The following is a 24,842-nucleotide window of genomic DNA, read 5'->3' on the forward strand; positions in this document are numbered from 1 at the left end:
AGCGCGCATAAGTTGTCGTGACCTGACGGATGCACTCGCACAGGAGCGATGCCACCACGCTACGGGACTGGCTCGTACGGGATCCACTGACCAACCGTCCGGCTCGCCTCTGCAGCCTGGTTGGTCTGGCGTTTGATGAAGAAATCGAGGCCACGTTCGCGCTGGCGTTTGCCCTTTTCGCGCAGGATCAGGATGGTCGGTTCCCAGATACTTGGGTGGCCGATCAGCGCATCGAAAGCACGATCGGCTTCCGCCGCTTGCGCTTCGCATCCGGCGACCCGCAATAGCTGGGCCTGCGCGCGCAGTGCGTCCAGGCGTGGTGCAGCCTCTGCCTGCAACACCCAGTCCACGATCAGCGAGGCGAACTTGTTGTCTTGCATGTGAAGACGGACCCGGTCGATGAAGTCCTGCAACTGGCGCTCGGCCACCATGTAGAGCCGCTGGTCGTCGACCTTGCCCTGCAGTTTGGAGATTCCGTAGTGGGTCCATAACTGCCAGTTGCGCTTCACTTCGCGTTCGAATGAGGCGAAATTGAAGAATTCGAAGCCACGATCCGTGCGCACAGGATCGATTTCGTTGTTGAACATCCACAAGGTGGAGAACGTAGTGCTGCCGGCCGAGCGCAGTTCCTTGCTGTAACCAAGATCCAGGGTGGCCAGGGACAGCCGTGCCATCGGTGTGGGCGGCGCATTGCCGGCGCTTGGGTGCGTCCACTGCTGGGCGACGAGGCTGGCCGATGCGCGCCCTGCGATCTCTACCCTGGATTGCGCGCTCCAATCCTTCAGCACCATCGTCATGTAGCCTTCGATCGGCGTCTGCGAACGGGAGGTTTCCCGCCGTGCTTTTAGGCCGAGCGACGCGCCCAGGGTGGCGCGTCGCGGTTGGCCATCCATGTTTCCCACGCGCACGCCAGCAGCGACGCTGAGGCTGGATTCGGTGGCCGAAGTGTTGCGTTCGGCATGGCCGATCAAGCCAACGGTGATGCTGGGGTGGTGTGCCAGTAGCTCCCCCAGAAAGTCGCGCTGGCTCAACTGGCCTGCGTCGCCGCCGGATTGCTCGGCTAGTTGCAGCAAGTGTTCGAACATGGCCAGGAACTGCGCGCGCTGCTCCAGCTCCTGGCCCTTGCCCCGCCGTGGTACGCGGATTTGCACGCCATGCTCGATACCCGATTCCTTTTTCATTCGCCACTCGGCTGCGCCCGTGATGCCTACTGGTGCGCGTTCGGTGCCCGGCAGCAGCACGCCCGCGCTAATGCCGGTAGTGGCGTTGAACTGCCTCGCCTTCTGCCGCCCGATCTGCAGCGACAGCCCGGTCCGCCCCATGTAGATCTCCACCGAGCGATCGGAACTGGTCTGGCCGCCCGCGGAGAGTTTCAGTCCCAGGCCGCTGGGGATGATCGCAAGCGCGGCCGACAGCGGCGTCGTATTGAGTCCGATCACACGTTGCTCGGTGAGACGCAGCTTGTCGCGCCATTCCAGCCGTTCCATCAGGTTGCGCAAGCATTCAAATAGCGCGCGTGGCGATCTGACGCGGGAGGTGTCGCCCTCATGCAGAAAGCGACTGGCATGACCAACGGCCTGATGAAAGTGCCTGCGCGCGACCGACGCCAGTTCTTCATCCAACGGCGCTGCACCGATCGGCAGGTCGCTCGGCTGTCCGGCGTGGTCGAGCAGGCCGCGCTGGATCAGACGCAGCGTTTCGGGCAGACGCATGCGGCCTGCGCGTAATGCACCCCATGCGGACGCGATGGCCGGATGGCACGGCGCCGGCTGCAGATCGTAGGTCTCGTTCATGGAGGCAGCCACCGAGCGCTGAAGCTCCTGGGCACGCCGTTCGATCGTGCCCAGCACTTTGGCAGTGAAGGTCAGGTCGGCCGCGTTCTGCTCGTGTGGGAGCCATTGTGCGTATTCCAACAGCGCCTGCATCGCCAACTCGTCCTGCGACGGCATTCGCCCGCCCGCCAACTGGATTTGGCGGCGGGCGACGAGCCAGCTGGTCAGGTGGCCGGCCGCCTCGCGAAGAGCGTCGTTGGCACGTCGCACGGCGGTGGGAAGCGCTTCTGAGGCGCCGACCTTCATTCCCAGCTCAAGTGCGTTGAAGGGATTGAGGGCGCGCCTTCCGCGCCTTCCGCTGCCTGCTACCGCCCACTGCGCAAACATCTGCAGGCATGCGTTGACGCGCGCATAGGGTGAACCTGCCCGGGTGGTTTCGTAGCCATTGCGGAATGCGTGAAATGCGCTGCGCTGGGCATCGGTTGCAGACTGCAGGCCCTGCAGCGGCGAGTCTCCATACACGGCATGGCGCGCTCCCATCTGCGCATCGCCCAGCCATGTGCGTTCAGCCTGTTCTGCGTCCGGCGTCAGTGCAAGCCGGTGGCTTGCACGCAGATGGACCTGCGCCGCCTCCAACCATTCCCTGGCGGGAGGCGTGGGTTCTTCGCGCAGCATGTGCGAAAGAACCTGCATGCCGCGCGGAACGCTGGCCAACAGGCCGACGCAGGCGGTGACGGTGTCCATTGGCTGGACCGCCTCGGCAGCGATGGAGACCTGTGGCGGCGGAACTAGCGCACGCAAGTGCACCACGCCCAGGCGTTGCAGCACGTCGGCCGCTGCCGTGGCATCGCCCTCGCTGGCGATCGCCAAGGCATGCAGGGCGATGCGCAACGTGTCGACCGGCTGCAAGGCGTCGCTCCCGAACGCAGCGCTACGGCCATGCAGGCCGTCGGCCCAGGCGCGCAGAACCTGTCGGCTCACGGGGTCGATGGTGTCCTCACGAAAGCCGGGTAGGGCGTCGAGCAGGGCCTCCATGGTGTCGGCGGCGATATCGGCAGCGACGGGCCGGGCCTCATCGGCCGGCGGCTGTGCGGCTGCCTGTTGCACCACGCGTTGCATGTCCTCGTTCGCAGCTTCCAGCGTGCTGACCGTCTGTTCGTGCTGCCACAACTCTTCGGTGTTGATCCGCGACGAATGCCGCGCCTGCTGCAGTTTTGCGTCGACCTGGGCGAGGCGCTGCTGTAGCCGCTGCGCATGCCGCTGGCAACGCTTGGCATGCTGGCGTTGCAGGGTCAGCATGTTCGCGTCGCGCCCCAGCCGTGTGCGCAGTGCCTCGATTTCTCGCTTTCGCTCCGCAGCAAGGTGCGAGCCGAGCGTGCGAGACGCCGGCTTGTTGGCAGAGCTACTTGCTTGATCTGACTGCAACGCATCGCGTGCTTGCGCATACGTGCTTTGCAATCGATCGATCTGCGCGTTGGCTTCCGCAAGTGCTTGCTCTGCTTGTGCTGCCTGTGCCGAGCCGCGGCCGAAAAAGACCGTTTTGGCCAGCGCATCGCCGCGCGCGCGCGCCTGCTGCACTGCGTGTTCGAGCTGGGTGCAGACGCGCTGCAGCTGTGCGCGATCGACGTTCTGCGGCGCGTTTGCCGAAGATGGGACCGCGTGCGCTGCGACAGCGCGCGACGGCTGATCGTGCGGCAGAGCGTTCAATGCGGCGCGTGCGGTGAGGATGTCCGACTCGAGATCGTGGATCGCGGCGGCAACTGCGTCAGTGTGCACATCGCATCCATGCAGCTGTTGCAGCAGTTCGGCACGTTCGCGCGTCAGCGCGTTGATGCTGTCGCTGAGGTTTGCGGCGCGCCGGGCCCTCAGGGCCAACTGCTCGCGTGCAGCCTGTAGCGTTTGTGCATGCGCGTAGATCAGTTCGTCCTGGCGACGCCGGCAGATGCATGCGGCCAGGTCGTCGTTGGATTGCTCCAGGCGGGCGATCAGCGCCTCATTGAGATGCTCGGTGGCATTGGGCAGCAGCGCGGATGCTCGCAGCTCACAGGCGACGTTGGCGTTGCGATCCGCTGGGCCGGCTGGTGTGTCCCGCTCGTACTGCACCGATGAATAGCGCAGCAGGCTCGTATGTGGTTCTGGCGAACCGCTACTGAGCCCCAATCGTTCTGCGGCCTTCCTGCAGGGCCGCGGGAGGGCGTGTTTGCGTTTGGGAGCGGCCTTCAGTCCGGGGTCGACGACGCTTGGCTGTCTTGCTTGCTCAAGCAGCGTCGCGGACCAACCCAGCGGGTCTTGCTGTGCCTGGATCAGTTCCGCCTCGAACGCGCATGGGTCCGGAGTCGCCAATTTGTTGTGGGTCTGCCGCCGCGCAGAAGGCTTGGATGGATGCGCGATGGTCTCGGCCATCCCTGGAAGGCAAGCGGCGATGACGGAGGGGCGAAGCGGAATGCGGGGCATGGTGGAATCCGTGCGCTGAACCTGCCGCTTGCGCTGGCGCAGCGCGTGATTGATGCGGGATGCCTGCACGCGATTGCGGTCACTCGTTACTCAGTAACCATATTGCGCTGCGCAGTCGATGCGTTGCACGCGCGCGAAGTGGTCGCTTGGAAAGAGAACGTCGGCGTCTCAGCGATAGCCGAACACTGCGTTGTGGAACGTCCATCAGGCGCAGGCTGTAGAATGAGGGAGTGAGCAAAGCCAAACGTCCCGACTCGATCACACCCGATCTACTGCATGTCGATCGCAGCGCCATGGGACCCTTGGCAGAGCGGATGCGGCCGCGCACGCTTGACGAGATGGTGGGCCAGAAGCGATTGCTGGCTCCCGATAGCGCCTTGCGGCGCGCGGTCGAATCCGGGCGCGTGCACTCCATGATCCTGTGGGGCCCGCCGGGATGCGGCAAGACCACATTGGCCTTGTTGCTGGCGCACTATGCAGACGCCGAATTCAAGGCGATCTCGGCCGTACTCTCGGGCCTGCCGGAAGTGCGGCAGGTACTGGCAGAGGCGGCGCAGCGTTTTGCCGGTGGCCGCCGCACGGTGTTGTTCGTCGATGAGGTGCATCGCTTCAACAAGGCCCAGCAGGATGCGTTTTTGCCGCATATCGAGCGTGGCACCATCCTGTTCGTCGGCGCGACCACCGAGAATCCTTCGTTCGAATTGAACTCCGCGTTGCTGTCGCGCTGCCGCGTGCACGTGCTGGAAGCGGTGTCGCCGCAGGATATCGTCGAAGCGCTGCAACGCGCCTTGCACGATCCGGAGCGCGGATTGGGGCAGGAACGCATCGAGGTTTCGGACGCGTCCTTGCTGGAGATCGCCAGCGCCGCCGACGGCGATGTGCGCCGCGCATTGACGCTGCTGGAGATCGCCGCCGAGCTTGCCGCGGGCGAGGGTGGCCAGATCACGCCGCAAACTCTGTTGCAGGTACTGGCCGACCGTACCCGCCGTTTCGACAAGAACGGTGAGCAGTTCTATGACCAGATATCGGCCTTGCACAAGTCCGTGCGCAGCTCCAACCCGGATGCAGCGCTGTACTGGCTCACCCGTATGCTCGATGGCGGCTGCGATCCTGCGTATCTGGCGCGGCGACTGACCCGCATGGCGATCGAGGATATCGGCCTGGCCGATCCGCGTGCGCAAAGCATGGCGCTGGAAGCCTGGGACATCTATGAGCGCCTGGGCAGTCCGGAAGGCGAGCTGGCATTTGCGCAATTGGTGCTGTACCTGGCCAGCACCGCCAAGTCGAACGCCGGCTATGCCGCCTTCAACCAGGCCAAGGCCGACGTGCGCGCCACCGGTACCCAGGAAGTTCCGCTGCACTTGCGCAACGCGCCGACCAAGCTGATGAAGACGCTCGGCTACGGCCAGGATTACCAGTACGACCATGACGCCGAAGGCGGTATCGCCCTGGACCAGACCGGCTTTCCAGACGCGATGGGTGAGCAGGTCTACTACAACCCGGTGCCGCGCGGGCTGGAGATCAAGCTCAAGGAAAAGCTCGACCGCCTGCGCGCCGCGCGGGCGCAGGCGCGGGCTGACAAGGCGCACAAGCCCACCGCATAATCGGTGGGGCAAAGGTGGCCTTGCTTCTTGAGCCGCGCGCACGCGTGCGCTGTTGATGCGTGTCACTGCCACACCGTGGCGGCAGTTGCATGCCCCAGCTGCGTTTTTCGACCCAGGATGAAGATGCCGATGCTGCAGGTGACTGTTTCAAACACCCCGTCGGCTGGTTGCGGAGCGCGCGCATGAACGCCCCGGTGTGGTGGCAGCAATTGCTGCTGGCGATGGCCGGTGGCGCGCTCGGCTCCGGTCTGCGCTTTGCGATTGGTGCATCGCTGCTGCAGCGCTTCGGCGCCGGGTTTCCGTGGGGAACCTTGACCGTGAACCTGGTCGGCTCGTTCGTCGCTGGCGTGCTGCTGGTGTGGCTGGATGCGCGGGGCCCGTCGAGCTGGCCGCTGCGGGCCTTGCTGATCGTCGGCGTCATGGGCGGGCTGACCACGTTCTCGTCGTTGATGATGGAATGCCTGGTCTTTGCACGCAGCGAGCGCACCACGATGATCGGCATCTATCTGGCGGTAACGCTGGTGGCGGGGCTGGCATTGGTGTTCGCTGGTGCACGCACCGGGCAGTGGTTGGTTGCCCGCTAGGCGGCGGCCGCTGGCGTCTTGCCGGCAGTAGCGCGAGGTCACGCTGCGGGTAGCAGTGGAAGGCGAGCGTTCGTCAGTGGCCTGCAGAACGAACGAAGGCGTGCTTGCGCACGCCTTCGTCGATCGGCTGATCGGCAGGGCGAGAGCGACGCGATCGCCGTTCCCGCAATGCGCGGCCCGGTGCCTTACAACGCTTCGATGATGCCGGCCGCGCCCATGCCGGTACCGATGCACATGGTGACCATGCCGTACTTCTGCTGGCGGCGGCGCAGGCCGTGCACCAGGGTGGCGGCACGGATCGCGCCGGTGGCGCCCAGCGGGTGGCCCAGCGCAATCGCGCCGCCCAGCGGATTGACCTTGGACGGATCCAGCTCGCTGTCGCGGATCACCGCCAACGCCTGTGCGGCGAAGGCTTCGTTGAGTTCGATCCAGTCGAGCTGGTCCTTGGTCAGGCCGGCCTGCTTGAGCGCCTTGGGAATTGCGGCGATCGGGCCGATACCCATCACTTCCGGGCGCACACCGGCCACCGAGAAGCTGACAAAACGCGCCAGCGGGGAGAGGCCGTAATCCTTGATCGCCTGCTCGGAGGCCAGCAGCACGGCACCGGCGCCATCGCTCATCTGCGAGGAGTTGCCGGCAGTGACGCTGCCGCCGAACTGCCCGTTGCGAAACACCGGGCGCAGCTTGGCCAGGCCTTCCAGCGAGCTGTCCGGACGCGGGCCTTCGTCGGTGTCGACCAGGCGCTTGCGCAGGGCGATGACGTTGCCGGCCAGGTCGGGCTGGTGCGAATGGATCTCGTACGGGGTGATCTCGTCACGGAACTCGCCGGCGGCGATCGCGGCGATGGCCTTCTGGTGCGAGGCCAGCGCGAATGCATCCTGATCCTCGCGCGAGACCTTCCATTCCTCGGCCACCTTCTCGGCGGTGATGCCCATGCCATAGGCAATGGCCACGTGGTCGTCGGCGAACACGCTCGGCGACATCGCGACCTTGTTGCCCATCATCGGCACCATCGACATCGACTCGGTGCCACCAGCCAGCATCAGGTCGGCGTTGCCCAGACGGATCTGGTCGGCCGCCATCGCCACGGCCTGGATGCCGGACGAACAGAAGCGGTTGATGGTCTGGCCAGCCACGGTATTGGGCAGGCCGGCCAGCAGCACGCCGATGCGCGCCACGTTCATGCCTTGCTCGCCCTCGGGCATGGCGCAGCCGATGATGGCGTCGTCGATGCGCGAGGTATCGATGCCCGGCGCCTGCGCCACGACTGCACGCAACACGTGCGCCAGCATGTCGTCGGGACGGGTATTGCGGAACACGCCCTTGGGCGCCTTGCCGACCGGCGTACGCGTGGCGGCGACGATGTAGGCTTCTTGAATCTGCTTGCTCATTTGGCTATCTCCGATAGCCGGGAATGGGGAGTGGGGAATCGGGAATCGCAAGTGCGGATTCGCCTGAGTTCGCCATCTTCATCACCCGGCAGATAATTGGGAGAAGCGGGGAGTCGGTTGGGCTTTTACCCATTCCCGATTCCCCACTCCCGATTCTCAGTTCCTGAGTGGCTTGCCCGTCTTGAGCATGTGCCCAATCCGCGCCTGGGTCTTTTCCTGCTGGGCCAGTTCGACGAAGTGCTTGCGCTCTAGCTTGAGCAGCCATTCTTCGTCCACCAGTGCGCCGCGGTCGACTTCGCCACCGCAGACCACCGTGGCGATGCGGGTGGCGATCTCGTAGTCGTATTCGCTGATGAAGCGGCCTTCCAGCATGTTGACCAGCAGCATCTTGAAGGTGGCGATGCCGACGTCGCCGGCGACCTGGATGCGGCGTGCCGGCAGCGGGGCGCGGTAGCCACCCTCGGCAAGTGCGCGCGCTTCGGCCTTGGCGATGTGCAGGCTCTCGTAGCTGTTGAACACCACCTTGTCGGTGGCACGCAGCAGGCCCAGTTCCTTGGCATTGACCGCCGAGTTGGAGACCTTGGCCATGGCCACGGTCTCGAAGGTCTTCTTCAGCTCGGCGAAGACATCGCCGCCCGGACCTGCCGCCACCGAGGCGCGTGCAGCCATCTCCTTCAGGCCACCACCGGCCGGCAGCAGGCCGACGCCGGCTTCCACCAGGCCGATGTAGCTTTCCAGCGAGGCCACGGTCTTGGCACTGTGCATCTGGAATTCGCAACCACCGCCCAGTGCCAGGCCGCGCACTGCCGAAATCACCGGCACCTGCGAATACTTGATGCGTTGGCTGGTGGCCTGGAAATTGGCGACCAGGGCTTCGAACGCGTCCACCTTGCCGGCCTGCAGCAGGCCCAGCGCGCCAGCCAGATCGGCACCGGCGGAGAAGGGCTCCTTCTGCTGCCAAATCACCAGGCCGGCGAAATCCTTCTCCGCGCGGCCCACCACTTCCTGCAGGCCATCGAGCACGTGGTCGGAGACGGTGTTCATCTTGGTCTTGAAGCTGACCACGGCGATGTCGTCACCGTCGTGCCACATGCGCACGCCGTCGTTTTCGAACACGGTCTCGCCCGGTGAGAAGGTCTCGCCCAGCAACGGATCGGGGAAGCGCTGGCGCTTGTAGACCGGCAGGGCCGAGCGCGGCAGCTTGGCGTCGCGCGCCGGGCTGTAGGAGCCTTCGGCACCATGCACGCCATCGCGACCATCGAATACCCAGTTCGGCAGCGGCGCGCTGCTCATGCTCTTGCCGTGGGAGATATCGTCGGCAATCCACTGCGCCACCTGCTTCCAGCCGGCGGCCTGCCAGGTTTCGAACGGGCCCAGCGACCAGCCGTAGCCCCAGCGGATCGCCAGATCCACATCGCGCGCGGTCTCGGCGATGTCGGCCAGGTGATAGGCGCTGTAGTGGAACAGGTCGCGGAAGGTGGCCCACAGGAACTGCGCCTGCGGATGCTGGCTTTCACGCAGCTTGGCGAACTTTTCGGCCGGGTTCTTGATCTTGAGGATCTCGACCACTTCCGGCGCGGCAGTGCGATCAGCGGCGCGGTAATCCTGCTTCTGCAGATCCAGCACCACGATGTCCTTGCCGACCTTGCGGAAGATGCCGGCGCCGACCTTCTGGCCCAGCGCGCCCTTGGCGATCAATGCGTCCAGCCACTTGGGCGAGGTGAAATACTGGTGCCACGGGTCGTCCGGCAGGGTGTCGCCCATGGTCTTGATCACGTGCGCCATGGTGTCCAGGCCGACCACGTCCGAGGTGCGGTAGGTTGCCGACTTCGGGCGGCCGACCAGGGGGCCGGTCAGCGCATCGACTTCGTCGAAGCCCAGGCCGAATTCCTGCGTGTGGTGGATGGTGGACAGGATCGAGAACACGCCGATGCGATTGCCGATGAAATTGGGTGTGTCCTTGGCATACACCACGCCCTTGCCGAGCGTGGTCACCAGGAACGCTTCCAGCCCTTCCAGAACGGCCTTGTCGGTGCCCCTGGCCGGGATCAGCTCGGCCAGGTGCATGTAGCGCGGCGGGTTGAAGAAGTGCACGCCGCAGAAGCGATGGCGCAGCTGCTCGGGCAGCACGTCGGACAGCTTGTTGATGCCCAGGCCGGAGGTGTTGGAGGCCAGCACCGCATGCTCGGAGACGAACGGCGCGATCTTCTTGTACAGGTCCTGCTTCCAGTCCATCCGCTCGGCGATCGCTTCGATGATCAGATCGCAATCGCGCAGCTGCTCCAGGCCAGTCTCATAGTTGGCCGGGGTGATCGCTTCGGCCAGCGCCTTGCTGGCGAGCGGGGCAGGGCTGAGCTTGCCGAGGTTGGCAATGGCCTTGAGCACGACGCCGTCGGCCGGACCGTCCTTGGCAGGCAGGTCGAACAGCACGGTGTCGACACCGGCATTGGTGAGGTGCGCGGCGATCTGCGCGCCCATGACGCCGGCACCGAGCACGGCGGCGCGACGAACTAGCAACGGATTGGACATAGCAATAGCCTCTTGTGGAACGTTTACGGTGTGGAATGAGCGCGGAAACCGGGTTCCGCGAAACGAATGAGTTCGCGCGCCGCACGGGCGCGGTGGTCGGCCTCGCTGACGCCGGCCGGGCGTTTGATCAGTCCGAAATCGGCCATGGCATAGGTCAGCGCACCGGCCAGGAAGTCCAGGCGCCAGTACAGCTCCTCCTTGCTCAGCCCCGGCACGCAGGCGGCGATGGCCTTGCCGAATTCGCGCAGCACGTGCCCGTAATGGTCGGACAGGAACTTGCGCAGGTTGTCGTTTTTTTCCGCATAGGCGCGAGCGATCACGCGCACGAAGGCGCCGCCGTTCTGGCGGTCCTGCGCCATGGCCAGCGCCGGCTCGACGAACGCGGCCAGTACCGCGGTGAGTTCGCCGGGCTGCGACTTCTTCGCCGCTTCCAGCTGCTGCAGCCGCGCGGTGGTCATCTCGTCCATGCGCCGGCGGAACACCTCGTTGACCAGGTTTTCCTTGGAGCCGAAGTGGTAGTTGACCGCGGCGATGTTGACGTCGGCCTGGGTGGTGAGCTGGCGCAGCGAGGTGCCGGCAAATCCATGCTGGGCGAACAGCTCCTCGGCCGCACCGAGAATGCGGTCCTTGGTGGAGAAGTGGGCTGGCTTGGGCATGCGTCGGGTCAGGCTCAATCAAACGATTGTTTGAGTCTACGGCCAGGATCGTGCCCCGGTCATGCGGCGCTGCAGCACGATTCAGGGGGCGGTATGCAAAAAATCGCCAACGGGATAGAATTGACCATCGCAAAGAAGCCTAAGCCCGTGTTTTGACGCGGGTTTTTTTCATGATAACCTCGGGCCTTCAGTGGCCCGCCCAACGGAGAACTTCCATGGCGCTGGAGCGCACCCTGTCCATCATCAAGCCCGACGCCGTTGCCAAGAACGTCATCGGCGAAATCTACAGCCGTTTCGAGAAGGCTGGCCTGAAGGTCGTGGCCGCCAAGTACAAGCAGCTGTCGCGCCGTGAAGCCGAGGGCTTCTACGCCGTGCACCGCGAGCGGCCGTTCTTCAACGCGCTGGTCGAGTTCATGATCTCCGGCCCGGTGATGATCCAGGCGCTGGAAGGCGAGAACGCCGTTGCCGCGCACCGCGATCTGCTGGGCGCGACCAATCCCAAGGACGCTGCGCCGGGCACCATCCGCGCAGACTTCGCCGATTCGATCGATGCCAACGCCGCCCACGGCTCGGATTCGGTCGAGAACGCTGCCAACGAGGTCGCGTATTTCTTTGCCGCTACGGAAGTGGTCTCGCGCTGAGGCCGAGTGAGTCGAATCGTGAATGAGGTCGTGATCCCCTCCGTGCTGCAGGACGTTCCCGTCCCCGCAGCGCCGGTGCGCAAGCAGAACCTGCTCGACCTCGATCGCGAGGGACTGGAGCGCTTCTTCGCCGAGACTCTTGGCGAAGCGCGGTACCGTGCCCATCAGGTGATGAAGTGGATCCACCACCGCTATGTCACCGATTTCGACCAGATGACCGACCTCGGCAAGGCACTGCGTGCGAAGTTGCACCAGCATGCCGAGGTGCTGGTCCCGAATGTCGTCTTCGACAAGCCCTCCGCCGACGGTACCCACAAGTGGCTGCTGGCCATGGGCACCGACGGCAAGAATGCGATCGAGACGGTCTACATCCCCGACAAGGGCCGCGGCACGCTGTGCGTGTCCTCCCAGGTCGGTTGCGGCCTGAACTGCACGTTCTGTTCGACCGCCACTCAGGGCTTCAACCGCAACCTGACCACCGCCGAGATCATCGGGCAGGTATGGGTGGCGGCGCGCCATCTGGGCAACGTGCCGCACCAGCAGCGACGCCTGACCAACGTGGTGATGATGGGCATGGGCGAGCCGCTGATGAATTTCGACAACGTCGTGCGCGCGATGAGCGTGATGCGCGACGACCTGGGCTACGGCCTGGCCAGCAAGCGGGTCACGCTGTCGACCTCCGGCCTGGTGCCGATGATCGACCGGCTATCCGCCGAGAGCGATGTCTCGCTCGCGGTGTCGCTGCATGCTGCCAACGACACCTTGCGCGAGAGCCTGGTGCCGCTGAACAAGAAGTACCCGATCGCCGAGTTGATGGAGTCCTGCGCCCGCTACCTGCGTGGCAGCAAGAAGCGCGATTCGGTGACCTTCGAATACACCTTGATGAAGGGCATCAACGACCAGCCGGAGCATGCGCGCCAGCTGGCGCGGCTGATGCGTCAGTTCGACAATGCCGTGCAGTCCAAGGACGCCGGCAAGGTCAACCTGATCCCGTTCAACCCGTTCCCCGGCACGCGCTATGAGCGCTCCGGCGAAGCCGAGATCCGTGCATTCCAGAAGATCCTGCTCGACGCGCAGGTGCTGACGATGGTTCGCCGTACCCGCGGCGACGATATCGATGCAGCCTGCGGTCAGCTCAAGGGCCAGGTCATGGACCGCACCCGTCGCCAGGCGGAGTTCCGCCGCACATTGGAAGGGCAGGCCGATCGAGATGCGGCAGCGTGAACTCGCGTTAATGGCGGCCGTGGCGATCGCGTTGTGCGCGGTTGGCTGCGGCGGGCGCAATGCCAAGGCCGGTTCGGCCAAGCGTGTGGAAGAAGTCGCGCCGGTGTATTCGTTCCGCGACGACAAGGCCACCAAGAATCGTCTTGCCATCCAGGAGAAGCTGGGCCTGGCGCGCAATCGGCTGCAGACCGGCGATTACGCCGGTGCCGAAGAGCAGGTGCGGGCGGCGTTGAAGAAGGATTCGCAGTCGGTGGATGCCATCGGCATGCTGGCCCTGATCCAGGGCGCCAGGGGCGATGTGACCGGGTCGGGCGCATCGTACCGCCGCGCCGCCGAGCTGGCTCCCCAGCGTGGCGATGTGCTGAATAACTACGGTGCCTGGCTGTGCGCGAATGGCTCGCCTGCCGAATCGCTGCTGTGGTTCGATCGGGCACTCACCGACAGAGCCTATGCATCGCCAGCGTCTGCGCTTGGTAATGCCGGTGGTTGTGCGCTGAAGGCTGGTCAGCCCGAACGTGCGACCGGCGATCTGCGCAAGGCGCTGGAGTTGGATCCGAATAATCCCTATGCGCTGGAATCGATGGCGCGTCTGGAAGCAGGGCGCCGCAATTTTTTCGAGGCGCGCGCATTCGTCGAACGGAGGCTCGCGGCTGCACCGGCAACGGCTTCCGTGTTACAACTCGCCATTCAGATTGAGCAAGGGCTGGGCGACAAGGTAGCCGCCGGCCGTTACCAACAGCGGTTGGTCAAGGAATTTCCTGACGCAGCGACCGCTAATCCCGGGGCCAATGCATTGTGATCAGTGATTCCAATCCGAACCCTTTCGAGCAGGAAAAGGGCTGCGGACAGCATTTGCGCGAAGCGCGCGAGGCAGCAGGTCTGAGCGTGGACGAAGTGGCGGGCAAGCTGCGCATGCCGGCCCACGTGGTGCGCTCGCTGGAGCAGGAAGACTGGCAGCGCCTGGGCGCGCCGGTGTTCGTGCGCGGGCAGTTGCGCAGTTATGCGCGCCTGTTGCAGGTCGACCTGCAACCGTTGTTGCAGCAAGCCACCCTTGCGCCGGTGGAGCCGGTCAAGCTGGTGAGCCACACTCATACGCCGCGTGCGCGCCGCATTTTCGAAAGTACTGCGCGCAAGGCCATGTACGTTGTCATCACCGGCGTGTTCGCCGTGCCGGTCTGGTACGCGACCCGCTCGCACCTGGATGGCAAGGCGCCGAGCACGGTGTCGCTGGACAGCATGCCGGTGGCCAGCAAGGCCGGTGACCCGGCCGCCACCGCAGCGCAGCCTGCGGCCACGCCACGCGAACAGCCGGCGCCGTATATCGCGTCGATGACGCCGGTACCGCGCGCGACTCCGGCCAGCGAGACGCCGGCACCTGCCGCTGGCGGTGGCCTGTCGCTGAGTTTCAGTGGCGACAGCTGGGTACAGATCCTGGCGCCGGATGGCACTGCGGTGGAGAAGGCACTGATTCGCGCTGGCGAACATCGCAGCTATTCGCCGGGCCAGGTGGGTCGCATCGTGCTGGGCAATGCGTCGGCGGTAGAGGTTCAGCAAGGCGGCAGTATCGTCGATGTGAAACCGTTCCAGCGCGCTAACGTGGCACGTTTTGCGGTATCCTCCGACGGCTCCGTGGTGCCTGCTTCCGAGTGAAGCGGACTGCGGTTTTTCATTTTTCCCTTTTGATGTTCCGCGCCTCCGGGATGACGGAGCGAGAGTACGCATGGCGATCGACGATCTGCTGGACGAACACGAACAAGGCGAACGTGTTCGTTCCTGGTTGAGAAAGAATGGCGCGGGTCTGGTGGGCGGTGTCCTGCTCGGGCTGGCACTGATCCTGGGCTGGCAGTGGTGGCAAAAGCGCACCAATACCGAACTGGTTGAAGCCAACGCCCGTTACGAGGCGGTGGTGAAGTCGATCCAGGCCAAGAACCTGGACAAGGCCGCCAAGGACATCGTGGCGCTGGACGACGGCAAGGGCGGCATCTACGCCGAGCTTGCGGCACTGCGTCTGGCCAAGGCCCAGGTCGACGCCGGCAAGAATGCCGAAGCGATCAAGACCCTGCGTGACGTGCCCGCCGAAGGCGAGCTCAAGCAGATCGTGCAGCAGCGCCTGGCGCGCGTGCTGATCGAAAGCGGCAAGCCCGACGAAGCGATCAAGCTGCTGGCCGATGCGCAGGACCATGCCAGCCTGGAAATCCGCGCCGATGCACTGGTCGCGCAGGGCAAGCCCGATGAGGCGCGTGCGCTGTATACCAAGGCCCTGACCACGGTGGACGTGGCCTCGCCGCAGCGCCGCTTGCTGGAAACCAAGCTGATGGATGTGGGCGGCAAGGTGCCCGATCCGGCGGAGCAGATTTGATGAAGCAGGACACCATGTACAAGCGCATTGCGTTGATCGCCCTGATGGGCGCCTCGTTGGCCGGTTGCAGCACCGTCAAGGGCTGGTTTGCCGGTAAGGATGCGGCTGCCAAGAAGGCGCAGGAACCTGCCGAGCTGGTCAAGTTCGAGCCCTCGGTCAAGGTCGACAAGATCTGGTCCACCGGGGTGGGCAAGGGCGAAGGGCATATCGGCGTGCGCCAGCGCCCGGCCGTGGCCGATGGCAAGGTGTATGCCGCAGCGATCACCGGTGGCGTGCAGGCACTGGACCTGCAGACCGGCAAGCGCGTATGGGAATACAAGCCCAAGAAGGAAGAGCGCAACGATCGTAAGTTCAAGCAGCGCCTGTCCGGTGGTCCCGGCGTTGGCGAAGGCCTGGTGGTGATCGGTAGCCTGTCCGGCGATGTGATTGCCCTGAACCAGGCCGACGGCACTGAAAAGTGGCGCGCCAAGGTGCCGAACGAAGTGATCGCCGCACCGGCAGTCGCGCAGAATCTGGTGCTGGTGCGCAGCAACGACGGTCGTGTGACCGCATTCGATGCCGCCACCGGCGAGCGTCGCTGGTTCCATTCCGAGGAAGGCCCGACCTTGTCGGTGCGCGGCAATGCGCCGATCGTGACCGGCCCGGGCGTGGTGTTCGTGGGCAACGACAGCGGCACCTTGAGCGCGCTGGCACTGCAGGACGGTCGCCCGTTGTGGGAGCAAGCCATCGGCGTGCCGGAAGGCCGTACCGAGCTGGAGCGCATGTCCGACGTGGACGGCGCGCCGGTGCTGGATGGCACCACGCTGTATGCCACCAGCTTCAAGAACGAAACCCTTGCATTGGAAGGCCCGAGCGGCCGTCCGCTGTGGACGCGCGATCATGGCGGTCCAGGTGGCCCGGGCGTGTCGTCCGGCAATGTGGTGGTGGCCGACAATGCCGGCACCGTCTGGGGCCTGGACAAGGCCAGCGGTGCGGCGATGTGGTCGCAGGCTGCCCTGGCGCGCCGCTCGCTCACCGGTGTGGCCATCCAGGGCGACTATGCCGTCGTCGGCGATTACAAGGGCTACCTGCACTGGCTGAAGCTCAGCGACGGTGCACTGGCCGCGCGCGCTCGCGCTGGACGCGACACGCTGCTGGCGCAGCCGGTAGTCGTGGATGGCATTCTGCTGGTACAAAACACCGACGGCGATCTGTCCGCCTTCCGGTTGGCACAATAAGGACCTTGCGATGCTGCCCCTGGTCGCCCTGGTTGGACGGCCCAATGTCGGCAAGTCCACCATCTTCAATGCGCTGACGCGCACCCGTGACGCGCTGGTCCACGACCAGCCCGGCGTCACCCGCGACCGCAATTACGGTGTCTGCCGCCTCGACGAGCAGCAACCCTTCATCGTCGTCGATACCGGCGGTATCGCCGGCGAGGAAGAAGGCCTGGCCGGCGCCACCGCGCGTCAGGCGCGTGCCGCCGCCGGCGAAGCGGATCTGGTGCTGTTCGTGGTCGATGGCCGCGAAGGTGCGTCCTCGCTCGACGACGAAATCCTGGCCTGGTTGCGCAAACTGGCGCGTCCCACCGTGCTGGTGATCAACAAGATCGACGGTACCGATGAAGAAACCGTGCGCTCGGAATTCGCGCGCTACGGGTTCTCCGACGTGGTGGCGTTGTCTGCCGCGCATCGGCAGGGCATCGACGAACTGCTCGAGGAAGTCGGTGCACGGCTGCCGGAAGAAGGGGCCGGCGAGCTGCTGGACAACGACCCGGCGCGCGTGCGCATCGCCTTCGTCGGCCGGCCGAACGTGGGCAAGTCCACCTTGGTCAACCGCTTGCTGGGCGAGGAGCGCATGATCGCCTCCGAAGTGCCGGGCACCACCCGCGATTCGATCGCGGTGGATCTGGAACGCGACAACCGCCAATACCGCCTGATCGATACCGCCGGCCTGCGCCGCCGTGGCAAGGTGGAAGAGGCGGTGGAGAAGTTCAGCGCGTTCAAGACGCTGCAGGCGATCGAGCAATGCCAGGTCGCGGTGCTGATGCTCGATGCCACCGAAGGCGTGACCGACCAGGATGCAACGATTCTGGGCGCCATCCTGGATGCCGGCCGTGCGCTGGTGGTGGCGATCAACAAGTGGGACGGGCAGAGCGACTACCAGCGGGCGCAGGCCGAAGACCTGCTGTCGCGCAAGCTGGGCTTCGTGAACTGGGCCGAGGCGGTGCGGATCTCTGCACTGCATGGCTCGGGCATGCGCGAGTTGTTCCAGGCGATTCATCGCGCACATGCATCGGCCACGCATGAATTCAGCACCAGCGAAGTGAACCAGGCGCTGGAAATCGCCTACGAGACCAATCCGCCGCCGAGCATCCGTGGCCATGTCTCCAAGCTGCGTTACGTGCATCCGGGCGGTGCGAACCCGCCGACCTTCATCGTTCACGGCACGCGCCTGAAGGTGCTGCCGGAGTCGTACAAGCGCTATCTGGAGAACTTCTTCCGCAAGCGTTTCAAGCTGGTCGGCACGCCGGTGCGTTTCATCTTCCGCGAAGGCGCCAATCCGTACGAAGGCAAGAAGAACCCGCTGACCGACCGCCAGGTTGCGCGCAAGCGGCGCCTGATGCGGCACGTCAAGGGCAAGTAAGACCCGCCACCACGTCGCGCATGCGCGACGTGGTCTCGACGACGCGTGCGGCAGCGCATGGGCTGCTGCGTGTCGTGTGCCAGATGCAGCAATGTCTTCCGAGGTGGCGCTGCGCACCGGCCTTTGGCGAGGCGCTGGTATCCTTCGCGGCATGAACGACTATCCCACCCGTATTGCCTACGCGCAGGCGCTGCAGATCCTGCATGCCGTGGCGGGCGCCAATCGTCCGCCGGACGAAACCATTGCCACCGCACGTGCCGATGGGCGCATTTGTGCCGGCGATCTGATTGCTCCGCTCGCGCTGCCTCCGTTCGCCAATAGTGCGATGGACGGCTTTGCGCTGCGGCATGCCGATCTGGTGGAGGCGCAACCTCGCCTGCAGCTGGTCGGCGAGCAATTCGCCGGCGAGCGCTGGGACGGCATGCTGGGTCCAGGGCAATGCCTGCGCATCACTACCGGCGCGCCGCTGCCGGCCGGTGCCGACACCGTGGTGCCCAAGGAAGACACCGAAGAGCGCGATGGCATGGTGCTCATCCGTACTGCGCCAGGCGCGGGTGCCTCGGTGCGCCTGGCTGGCAGCGATGTGCGTGCGGGCGATCTGGTGATCCAGGCCGGGCAGGTGCTGACCCCGGCCCGCATCGGGCTGGCGGCGGCGCTGGGGGTCTCGCGGCTGACGGTGGCGCCGCGGCCCACCATCGCGGTGCTGGCCACCGGCGACGAGCTGGTGGAGCCGGGCATGCCGCTGGGCCCCGGCCAGATCTACAACAGCAATCGCGACATGCTGATGGCGCAGCTGCGGGCGCTGGGCTATGCGCCCACCGCGTGGCCGACGTTGCCGGATGATCCGCAACGCATCCGCACCATGCTGGAAGATGCAGCGGCTGCGTTCGATGTGGTGATCACCTGTGGCGGCGTGTCGGCAGGGGAAAAGGATTATCTGCCGCGGCTGATCGGCGAACTGGGCCAGATCCATTTCTGGCGTGTACGCATGCGCCCGGGCATGCCGGCGGTGCTGGGGCAGATCGGCCGCTGCGTGATCCTGGGGCTGCCAGGCAATCCGGTCTCGGTGCTGGCAACGCTGATCGCCTACGGCGTGCCGTTGCTCGATGGCCTGCAGGGCCGCAGCGAGCCACGGCCGCTGTGGAATGCCGCGCTGGCCAGCCCCTGGGAAAAGCGCCACGAGCGGCTGGAATTTCTGCGCGGGCGACTGGAGTGCGGCGCGGATGGACGCCTGAGCGCGCTGCCGCAGCCTGGTGACGCCTCGCATCTGCTGCGCGGTGCCGCCGACAGCAATGCGCTGATCGTGCTGCCGGAGCAGGCGCGTCGTTTCGAGGCTGGCGAGATCGTGCGGGTGATTCCTTACGCGCTGTAGGCGTGCCAGGAATGCATGCATTCCTGGCGCTTGCGCACTAGATGACCGGCACTACGGTGTAGCGCGGCGACTGCGCTACGCGCGCGCCAGCGCGATGGCAGGCCTCAGCCGAGGGCGCTGCCGCAGAATGCGGCGTCATCCGGGTACCCCGCAAACGGCGCGCCTGGCGCACAGACCGGGCATTGCGGATCCGGCGGCAGGCGGATTTCGCGAAACCGCATCGACAGCGCATCGAAGCTGAGCAGACGCCCGGCCAGACTGTCGCCAATGCCGAGCAGCAACTTCACCGCCTCGGTTGCCTGCAGCAGGCCAATCACACCGGGCAGTACGCCAAGCACGCCGGCTTCGGCGCAGCTGGGTGCAAATTCGGGCGGCGGTGGCTCGGGGAACAGGCAGCGGTAGCAGGGCGCATGGCCACGATTGCGGCCAGCATCGAACACGCTCACCTGGCCCTCGAACTGTTGCACCGCGCCGTAGACCAGCGGTTTGCCCAGCCTGACGCAGGCGTCGTTGAGCAGATAGCGCGCAGGAAAGTTGTCGGCGCCATCGACCACGATGTCCACGTCCTGCAGCAAGGCTTCCACATTCGCTGCGGTGACCCGTGTCTGCACCGCGTCGATCTGCACACGCGGATTGAGCGCGGCAATACGTTGCGCCGCCGAGTCGACCTTGGCGAGGCCGACACTGGCTTCGGTATGCAGGATCTGGCGCTGCAGATTGCTGCGGTCGACCACATCATCGTCGGCCAGACGCAGGTGGCCAACGCCAGCCGCCGCCAGATAGAACGCCGCCGGCGAACCAAGGCCGCCTGCGCCGATCAGCAGTACGCGCGCACGGGCCAATCGCTGCTGGCCTTCGAACCCGACCTGCGGCAGCCGCAAGTGCCGCGAATAGCGTTCCAGAAAGTCCTGCTCGTCTGCGGGCAGCGACGGGCGCACCACCGGCAAGCCGGCGCCCTGCCATGCCGTGGTACCGCCCAGCACCGAGGTGACCCGGGTGAACCCGTGCGCACGCAAGCTTGCGGCCGTCTGCGCAGAACGCTTGCCGCTCTGGCAGATCAACACGATCTCGCGCGCCTGCTCGGGCAGGTGGTGGCTGGGCTCAGCTTCCAGATCAGCTTGTGCGATGGCCGTGGCGCCTTCGGCCTGGCCGCTTGCACGCTCGTGCAGTTGCCGGATATCGATCAGCAAGGCGCCCTGCAGGGCGCGTACGCGCGCATCGGCGGGGGAGATGTCGTGGCTGCTCATGGCGCTATTGTCGCGCAAACGCGGGCGCAGCACGTGCCTTGCGCCGTCGCTCGGTGCCAAACTGCTGCACGCCCATGAAGGCCACGTCGCGGCGCAGGCATGCGCGTGGCTGAGATCAGGCTGCGTTGCCTGTGGCGCCGCCGATCGCCCCGGGCGGCACCATGCAATGCCACGGTGTCACCTGAATGGTACGCGCAGTCGCCGGAGCGGCATCCCTCAGCCGCTGACCATCGCGACAAATGCCCCCTGCAACCGCGACCCTGATAGAGGGGGGGCACTTTTTGCATGCGCCGCCTTGCCATCGGGCTCACCACTGCGGCGGTAACGTGGATACGACGGAACTGGACGGTGATGCGGCAGCTTCGCGCTTGATGCAGGGCGCATGCGCCGGCTTGCACAGCGTGGTCATTGTTCCGTCTGATGGTCGCCAGGCCTCTCGGCTTTATGAACAAGGAACCCTTCATGACCCCTGACATCGATGCGCAGTTGAAACACCTGGAAGAGCAGTTGCCCGAGATTCGCAGCCGGCACCCGGATGACTTCTGGGAAGTATTCCATGCGCATGCCGAGAAGATCACCGACGCGGCCCAATCCCAGGAGCAGGCGGCGCAGATCGTCAAGCGCATCGATGAGATTCTGGCTGCCAACCAGCTCGGACCTGCCGATCCCGGCGCGTAATGGCGCGTCGGGATCGCATCCGACACGATCGCCTGGCAGAGGCTGCAGGGTCATCAGCCGGCTCCGCCGCCGCGGGATCGGCTATTTGCGTTGCCACATCCGCCAGCCGTTCGCTCAACACGCATATGGCCACTTTTTGCGCTTTGAAACCGGGTTTCTCGTGGACCGCACGGTGGTTCGCTGCCTTGCGACGTCTGTGCCTGTGGCGTTGAACGTCGGTCTGTCACTTTCAACCGCGCGACACAGGCGTAAAGCTCCTTCAGACCATGTGAGGATGCATTGCGGCGCAGCAACATTCCTTCGCCACGTTGTGACGCGGGCGCGACGATCGGGTCACGTCGTGCGGCCCAGCATGACAGGCACCTTATCCAGCTGGAGTTTTGCCGTGAAGATGCGTCGCCCGCTTTTTGCCCTGCTGGCTCTGTGTGCCGGCATCAGTTTTTCCACACAGGCACAGAACACGGCACCAAGCACGAGGCCGTCCACGCAACAGCAGGCCGGTACCGCAGCGTCGGGTGAGAATGAACGCGACGCGCTAGGCATGTTGAGCGCAATCAATGTCGGCGAGATCAGTGCATCCAATCTCGCGCTGCAGAAACAGGTACAGGGCAGCGTGCGCGATTACGCGACACGCATGGTCAAGGAACACACCGACAACAATCAGAAGATCGCCAAGTGGCAGCCCGACATGTCGGCCATGGGTGCCAAGTCACAGATGACCAAGTCCAAGGCCGAGCTAGACAGGTTGCGCAAGCTTGAAGGCCAGGCATTTTCTTCTGCCTACGTCACAGCGATGGTCAAGGACCACACCGATGCGCTGGCCGCGCTCGACGACAAGCTCATCCCCAACGCCGCCTCGCCGCAGGTGCGGCAGCATCTGCAGACCACGCGGCATCACGTTGCCGACCACTTGGCCGACGCCAAGGCCCTGCAGGCCAATGGCGCGGGTGAGGTACGCTAAGAGCCGCTAACAAGCGACTGTGCAGCCCTGTATACCGACCCCGGGAGAGCGCTGCGCGAGGCGATGCCGGCCCGGCCGCAAGGACGACATCACGACGGTTGCATGCGTGCGGTAGCTGTTTTCAGGCTCGCGCGCACTGCGCGTGGAGCGGCCAGTCCCCCTGCTGCAGATGCAGCAGGGTCTCTGCGTGCCTCAGTGGCCGACTGCGTCGAGCACGCCCGGGATGGCTTCGGTGTTGCTGAATTTGCCTCGCAATGCGTCCACCCCGTGCTGTGGCTTTGCCAGCGGGACGAGGTCCTGGCGATTGGCGCGGCGCTCGGCGGTGGAGACCGACACCGCCCGATCGCGCTGATCCATCAACGACTGCTGCAGCTCGCCATCTCGATTGAACGACCAGGCCAGCATCGGCGCGCCAAGCGGAAGCGTGTCGCCAGGCGCGCTGCCCCTGCGCGAATGCCAGGTGTGCCAGGTCTTGCCATAGCTGTTGATCTTGCTGCGCATCAGCTCCTTTTCCGCTACCAACGGCAGGTTGGGAGCGGACAACTGGCCGGACAGGATTTCGCCGTTGTGCGGATGCCAGAACGCCCGCTCCGGTTCGGGCAGCTGCGCGAACAACGCCTCGGAGATGATGTACTCCACCCCGGTGAGATTGGCGCGGGCGGTGTTGCCGTCGTAAAGCGCACATTGCGCGAAGTCCTCATTGACTTGCTGGCAGTAGTGATGCGCCTCCATCTGCTGGTCCGGCGCGTCCTTCATCGGATGGAAGCCCACAAGGTAGATGTCGAGCTTGCCCACCGGCCCATTGGGTTGCAGTACTTTGGCACCGGCCTCCAGGACAGTGGTTTTGGCGCTTTGCGGTGCGCCCGGCGGGGTGACCGACGGTGGACTGCGCGAACAGCTGGCGCACAGAGTAAGGGCGATCAACACGGCTGAATGTCGCATGGCAATCCAATAAAGGTGAGTATGCTCAGACTAAGAGCGCGGGCGGTGGGCAAGGCGTGAGCAACGGCAGGTCGGAGCGGTGCAGCTTCACCTCGCTTGAGCATCGGCTTCATGCGCTGGTCGCCATGCTGGGTGTTCACGACTGCGAGCACCGGCCCACACGCCATGGCAACCACCATCCGCAAGATCGCCACGTTCAACGTCAACGGAATCGCCAGCCGCCTGCCGCATCTACTGGAATGGCTCAAGCGCGAGCAGCCTGACATCGTCGGCCTGCAGGAGCTGAAGGCGGTGCAGGAGGCCTTTCCGGAGCAGGCCATTCGCGACGCGGGTTACGGCGTGATCTGGCAAGGTCAGCGCGCCTGGAATGGAGTGGCGTTGCTGGCGCGCGGCGCCGACCCGGTGGAGATCCGTCGTGGCCTGCCATGGGATCCGAGCGACACGCAGAGCCGCTATCTGGAGGCGGCGATTCATGGCGTGGTGGTGGCCTGCCTGTATTTGCCGAACGGCAACCCGCAGCCCGGGCCCAAATTCGATTACAAGCTTGCCTGGTTTCAGCGACTGATTCGCCATGCGAAGACGCTGGTGGACCTACCGCATCCGGTCGCTCTGATCGGCGATTTCAACGTGGTACCCAGCGATGCCGATATCTACGACCCCAAGGGCTGGCGCAAGGATGCATTGCTGCAACCTGAGAGCCGCCAGGCCTACCAAACATTGGTGGAGCAGGGCTGGACGGACAGCCTGCTGGCCGTGCATGGCGATGCGCCGGTCTATACCTTCTGGGATTATTTTCGGCACCACTTTGCGCGCAACCGCGGTCTGCGCATCGACCATCTGTTGCTCAACCGCACACTGGCGCCTGGCCTGCAGGATGCCGGCGTGGACAAATGGATACGGGCACTGGAGAAGGCCAGCGATCATGCACCGGCCTGGATCAGCGTGCGCGTGCCGGATGCGATGATCGAAGCGGGTGCTGCGGCCGAGGTGGTACCGGCAGCAAGCACACGTGCGGCGGCGAAAAAGACTGCAGTGCGCAAGGGGGTATCGAAGAAGGCAACAACGCTTGCACCCAAGCGCGTTCCGGCGACGGCCACCACAGCCAAGGTGGCGAGGAAAGACAAGGCGGGCGGCGCGCGTGCCAGCGAAGCCACGCCACCACGCAAGGTGGCCGCACAGAAACGCGTGCGCAAGCCAGGTGCGTCGCGGCGGGTTCGCCCAACGGCATGATAGCCGTGGGACTGTGAAGTTCCCGAGCCAATCGTGCACTGCATGACGACACGGGCCCATTGACGCTGACAGCCAACGACCCGGTGGTGACGCGCCGCAATCGGCCGGTTCCGATGACGCCCAGCAACCAGCGTGTTGCTTGCGACCCTTCGAGTGATGGTCGCGGGTGACTTGCTTCAGCCTGTCGGTGCTTCACTCACGATGTCCACATTTGCTGGCCCGGGCACCATGGCTCACCTGGCAGAACCAAGCCGACGCCGCTTGATCCGGTGCAGCAGGAAACCAGTGATGCCGGTCAGCAGGATCAGCGCGTTGCTGACGATGAACACGGCGTTGCCCACCAAGTGGCTGTAGAGGATAAACAGGACCGAGGCGCTGATCTGACCAATGAACAACCAGCGCGACACGCCCTGCGCCTCATCGGAGGTCCATTGCTTGTAGATCTGGCGAATCAGGGTTGCGATGAGGACGGCGCTAGCCAGCCATCCGACGAGGTCGACGAAGTCCATACGCTGCAGTGGCGAGAAGATGCCGGCCACTGTGCGATGCGAGATGTGGGCAGCACGTGCGAGC

At 65.1% G+C, this 24,842-nt stretch carries 20 protein-coding genes; 13 read left to right on the forward strand and 7 right to left on the reverse strand.

What is annotated here, in order from left to right; all coding sequences use genetic code 11:
* Positions 1-59 precede the first annotated feature (59 nt).
* Positions 60-4,295, reverse strand: coding sequence for a XopZ family type III secretion system effector (gene xopZ, locus HG421_RS08370; RefSeq protein ID WP_169706007.1), 4,236 nt, complete (start codon positions 4,293-4,295; stop codon positions 60-62).
* Between the two features lie 161 nt (positions 4,296-4,456).
* On the opposite strand from xopZ, the gene HG421_RS08375 reads away from it, so the two are divergent.
* Both HG421_RS08375 and crcB read left to right on the forward strand, forming a co-directional pair.
* Positions 4,457-5,830 (forward strand): replication-associated recombination protein A, encoded by a 1,374-nt coding sequence (locus tag HG421_RS08375; protein WP_169706008.1) that lies wholly within the window; start codon positions 4,457-4,459, stop codon positions 5,828-5,830.
* A gap of 182 nt (positions 5,831-6,012) precedes the next feature.
* Positions 6,013-6,414, forward strand: a complete 402-nt coding sequence (gene crcB, locus HG421_RS08380) for a fluoride efflux transporter CrcB (protein ID WP_169706009.1) — start codon at positions 6,013-6,015, stop codon at positions 6,412-6,414.
* A gap of 185 nt (positions 6,415-6,599) precedes the next feature.
* On the opposite strand, the gene HG421_RS08385 is transcribed toward crcB, so the two are convergent.
* The 3 genes from HG421_RS08385 to HG421_RS08395 all read right to left on the reverse strand — a co-directional run bounded on the left by HG421_RS08385 (position 6,600) and on the right by HG421_RS08395 (position 10,990).
* Positions 6,600-7,805, reverse strand: coding sequence for an acetyl-CoA C-acyltransferase (locus HG421_RS08385; protein WP_169706010.1), 1,206 nt, complete (start codon positions 7,803-7,805; stop codon positions 6,600-6,602).
* Between the two features lie 156 nt (positions 7,806-7,961).
* Positions 7,962-10,334: a 3-hydroxyacyl-CoA dehydrogenase/enoyl-CoA hydratase family protein gene (locus HG421_RS08390; protein WP_169706011.1), complete on the reverse strand. Its 2,373-nt coding sequence runs from the start codon at positions 10,332-10,334 to the stop codon at positions 7,962-7,964.
* A 23-nt stretch (positions 10,335-10,357) separates the two neighbouring features.
* A complete protein-coding gene (locus tag HG421_RS08395) occupies positions 10,358-10,990 on the reverse strand; it encodes a TetR/AcrR family transcriptional regulator (RefSeq protein WP_064510832.1) in 633 nt (210 codons plus the stop codon).
* A gap of 215 nt (positions 10,991-11,205) precedes the next feature.
* Between HG421_RS08395 and ndk the strand changes: the two genes are divergently transcribed.
* The 8 genes from ndk to HG421_RS08435 all read left to right on the forward strand — a co-directional run bounded on the left by ndk (position 11,206) and on the right by HG421_RS08435 (position 19,211).
* Positions 11,206-11,631, forward strand: coding sequence for a nucleoside-diphosphate kinase (gene ndk, locus HG421_RS08400; RefSeq protein ID WP_002812972.1), 426 nt, complete (start codon positions 11,206-11,208; stop codon positions 11,629-11,631).
* An 18-nt stretch (positions 11,632-11,649) separates the two neighbouring features.
* Positions 11,650-12,855 (forward strand): 23S rRNA (adenine(2503)-C(2))-methyltransferase RlmN, encoded by a 1,206-nt coding sequence (gene rlmN / locus HG421_RS08405; protein ID WP_169706012.1) that lies wholly within the window; start codon positions 11,650-11,652, stop codon positions 12,853-12,855.
* A gap of 10 nt (positions 12,856-12,865) precedes the next feature.
* The gene (pilW, locus tag HG421_RS08410) at positions 12,866-13,654 is read left to right on the forward strand and encodes a type IV pilus biogenesis/stability protein PilW (RefSeq protein WP_169706013.1); all 789 of its coding nucleotides are present in this window, start codon (positions 12,866-12,868) and stop codon (positions 13,652-13,654) included.
* The gene (locus HG421_RS08415; RefSeq protein ID WP_169706014.1) at positions 13,651-14,505 is read left to right on the forward strand and encodes a helix-turn-helix domain-containing protein; all 855 of its coding nucleotides are present in this window, start codon (positions 13,651-13,653) and stop codon (positions 14,503-14,505) included. The genes pilW and HG421_RS08415 overlap by 4 nt, the downstream gene beginning before the upstream one ends.
* A 70-nt stretch (positions 14,506-14,575) precedes the next feature.
* Positions 14,576-15,214 carry a YfgM family protein gene (locus tag HG421_RS08420; protein ID WP_169706015.1) on the forward strand — a complete coding sequence of 213 codons (639 nt, stop codon included), beginning with the start codon at positions 14,576-14,578 and terminating at the stop codon, positions 15,212-15,214.
* The gene (gene bamB / locus HG421_RS08425) at positions 15,214-16,431 is read left to right on the forward strand and encodes an outer membrane protein assembly factor BamB (RefSeq protein ID WP_169706016.1); all 1,218 of its coding nucleotides are present in this window, start codon (positions 15,214-15,216) and stop codon (positions 16,429-16,431) included. Before HG421_RS08420 ends, bamB begins: the two co-directional genes overlap by 1 nt.
* Before the next feature lie 10 nt (positions 16,432-16,441).
* Positions 16,442-17,839, forward strand: a complete 1,398-nt coding sequence (gene der / locus HG421_RS08430; protein ID WP_169706017.1) for a ribosome biogenesis GTPase Der — start codon at positions 16,442-16,444, stop codon at positions 17,837-17,839.
* A 151-nt stretch (positions 17,840-17,990) separates the two neighbouring features.
* Complete coding sequence (locus HG421_RS08435; protein ID WP_169706018.1) at positions 17,991-19,211, forward strand: molybdopterin molybdotransferase MoeA; 1,221 nt, start codon at positions 17,991-17,993, stop codon at positions 19,209-19,211.
* 104 nt (positions 19,212-19,315) lie between these two features.
* On the opposite strand, the gene moeB is transcribed toward HG421_RS08435, so the two are convergent.
* Positions 19,316-20,458, reverse strand: coding sequence for a molybdopterin-synthase adenylyltransferase MoeB (gene moeB / locus HG421_RS08440; RefSeq protein WP_169706019.1), 1,143 nt, complete (start codon positions 20,456-20,458; stop codon positions 19,316-19,318).
* A 462-nt stretch (positions 20,459-20,920) separates the two neighbouring features.
* Here moeB and HG421_RS08445 point away from each other — a divergent pair, with 462 nt between their 5' ends.
* Positions 20,921-21,136: a hypothetical protein gene (locus HG421_RS08445; protein WP_169706020.1), complete on the forward strand. Its 216-nt coding sequence runs from the start codon at positions 20,921-20,923 to the stop codon at positions 21,134-21,136.
* A gap of 385 nt (positions 21,137-21,521) precedes the next feature.
* Positions 21,522-22,097, forward strand: coding sequence for a DUF4142 domain-containing protein (locus HG421_RS08450; protein WP_169708134.1), 576 nt, complete (start codon positions 21,522-21,524; stop codon positions 22,095-22,097).
* 192 nt (positions 22,098-22,289) lie between these two features.
* Here HG421_RS08450 and HG421_RS08455 read toward each other — a convergent pair whose 3' ends face one another.
* Complete coding sequence (locus HG421_RS08455) at positions 22,290-23,039, reverse strand: OBAP family protein (protein WP_169706021.1); 750 nt, start codon at positions 23,037-23,039, stop codon at positions 22,290-22,292.
* A 165-nt stretch (positions 23,040-23,204) separates the two neighbouring features.
* Between HG421_RS08455 and xth the strand changes: the two genes are divergently transcribed.
* Positions 23,205-24,269, forward strand: a complete 1,065-nt coding sequence (gene xth / locus HG421_RS08460; protein ID WP_248279484.1) for an exodeoxyribonuclease III — start codon at positions 23,205-23,207, stop codon at positions 24,267-24,269.
* A gap of 233 nt (positions 24,270-24,502) precedes the next feature.
* On the opposite strand, the gene HG421_RS08465 is transcribed toward xth, so the two are convergent.
* Positions 24,503-24,778 (reverse strand): hypothetical protein, encoded by a 276-nt coding sequence (locus HG421_RS08465; protein WP_169708135.1) that lies wholly within the window; start codon positions 24,776-24,778, stop codon positions 24,503-24,505.
* Positions 24,779-24,842 lie beyond the last annotated feature (64 nt).

It is taken from the genome of Xanthomonas campestris pv. badrii, assembly GCF_012848175.1.
GTDB lineage: Bacteria > Pseudomonadota > Gammaproteobacteria > Xanthomonadales > Xanthomonadaceae > Xanthomonas > Xanthomonas campestris_C.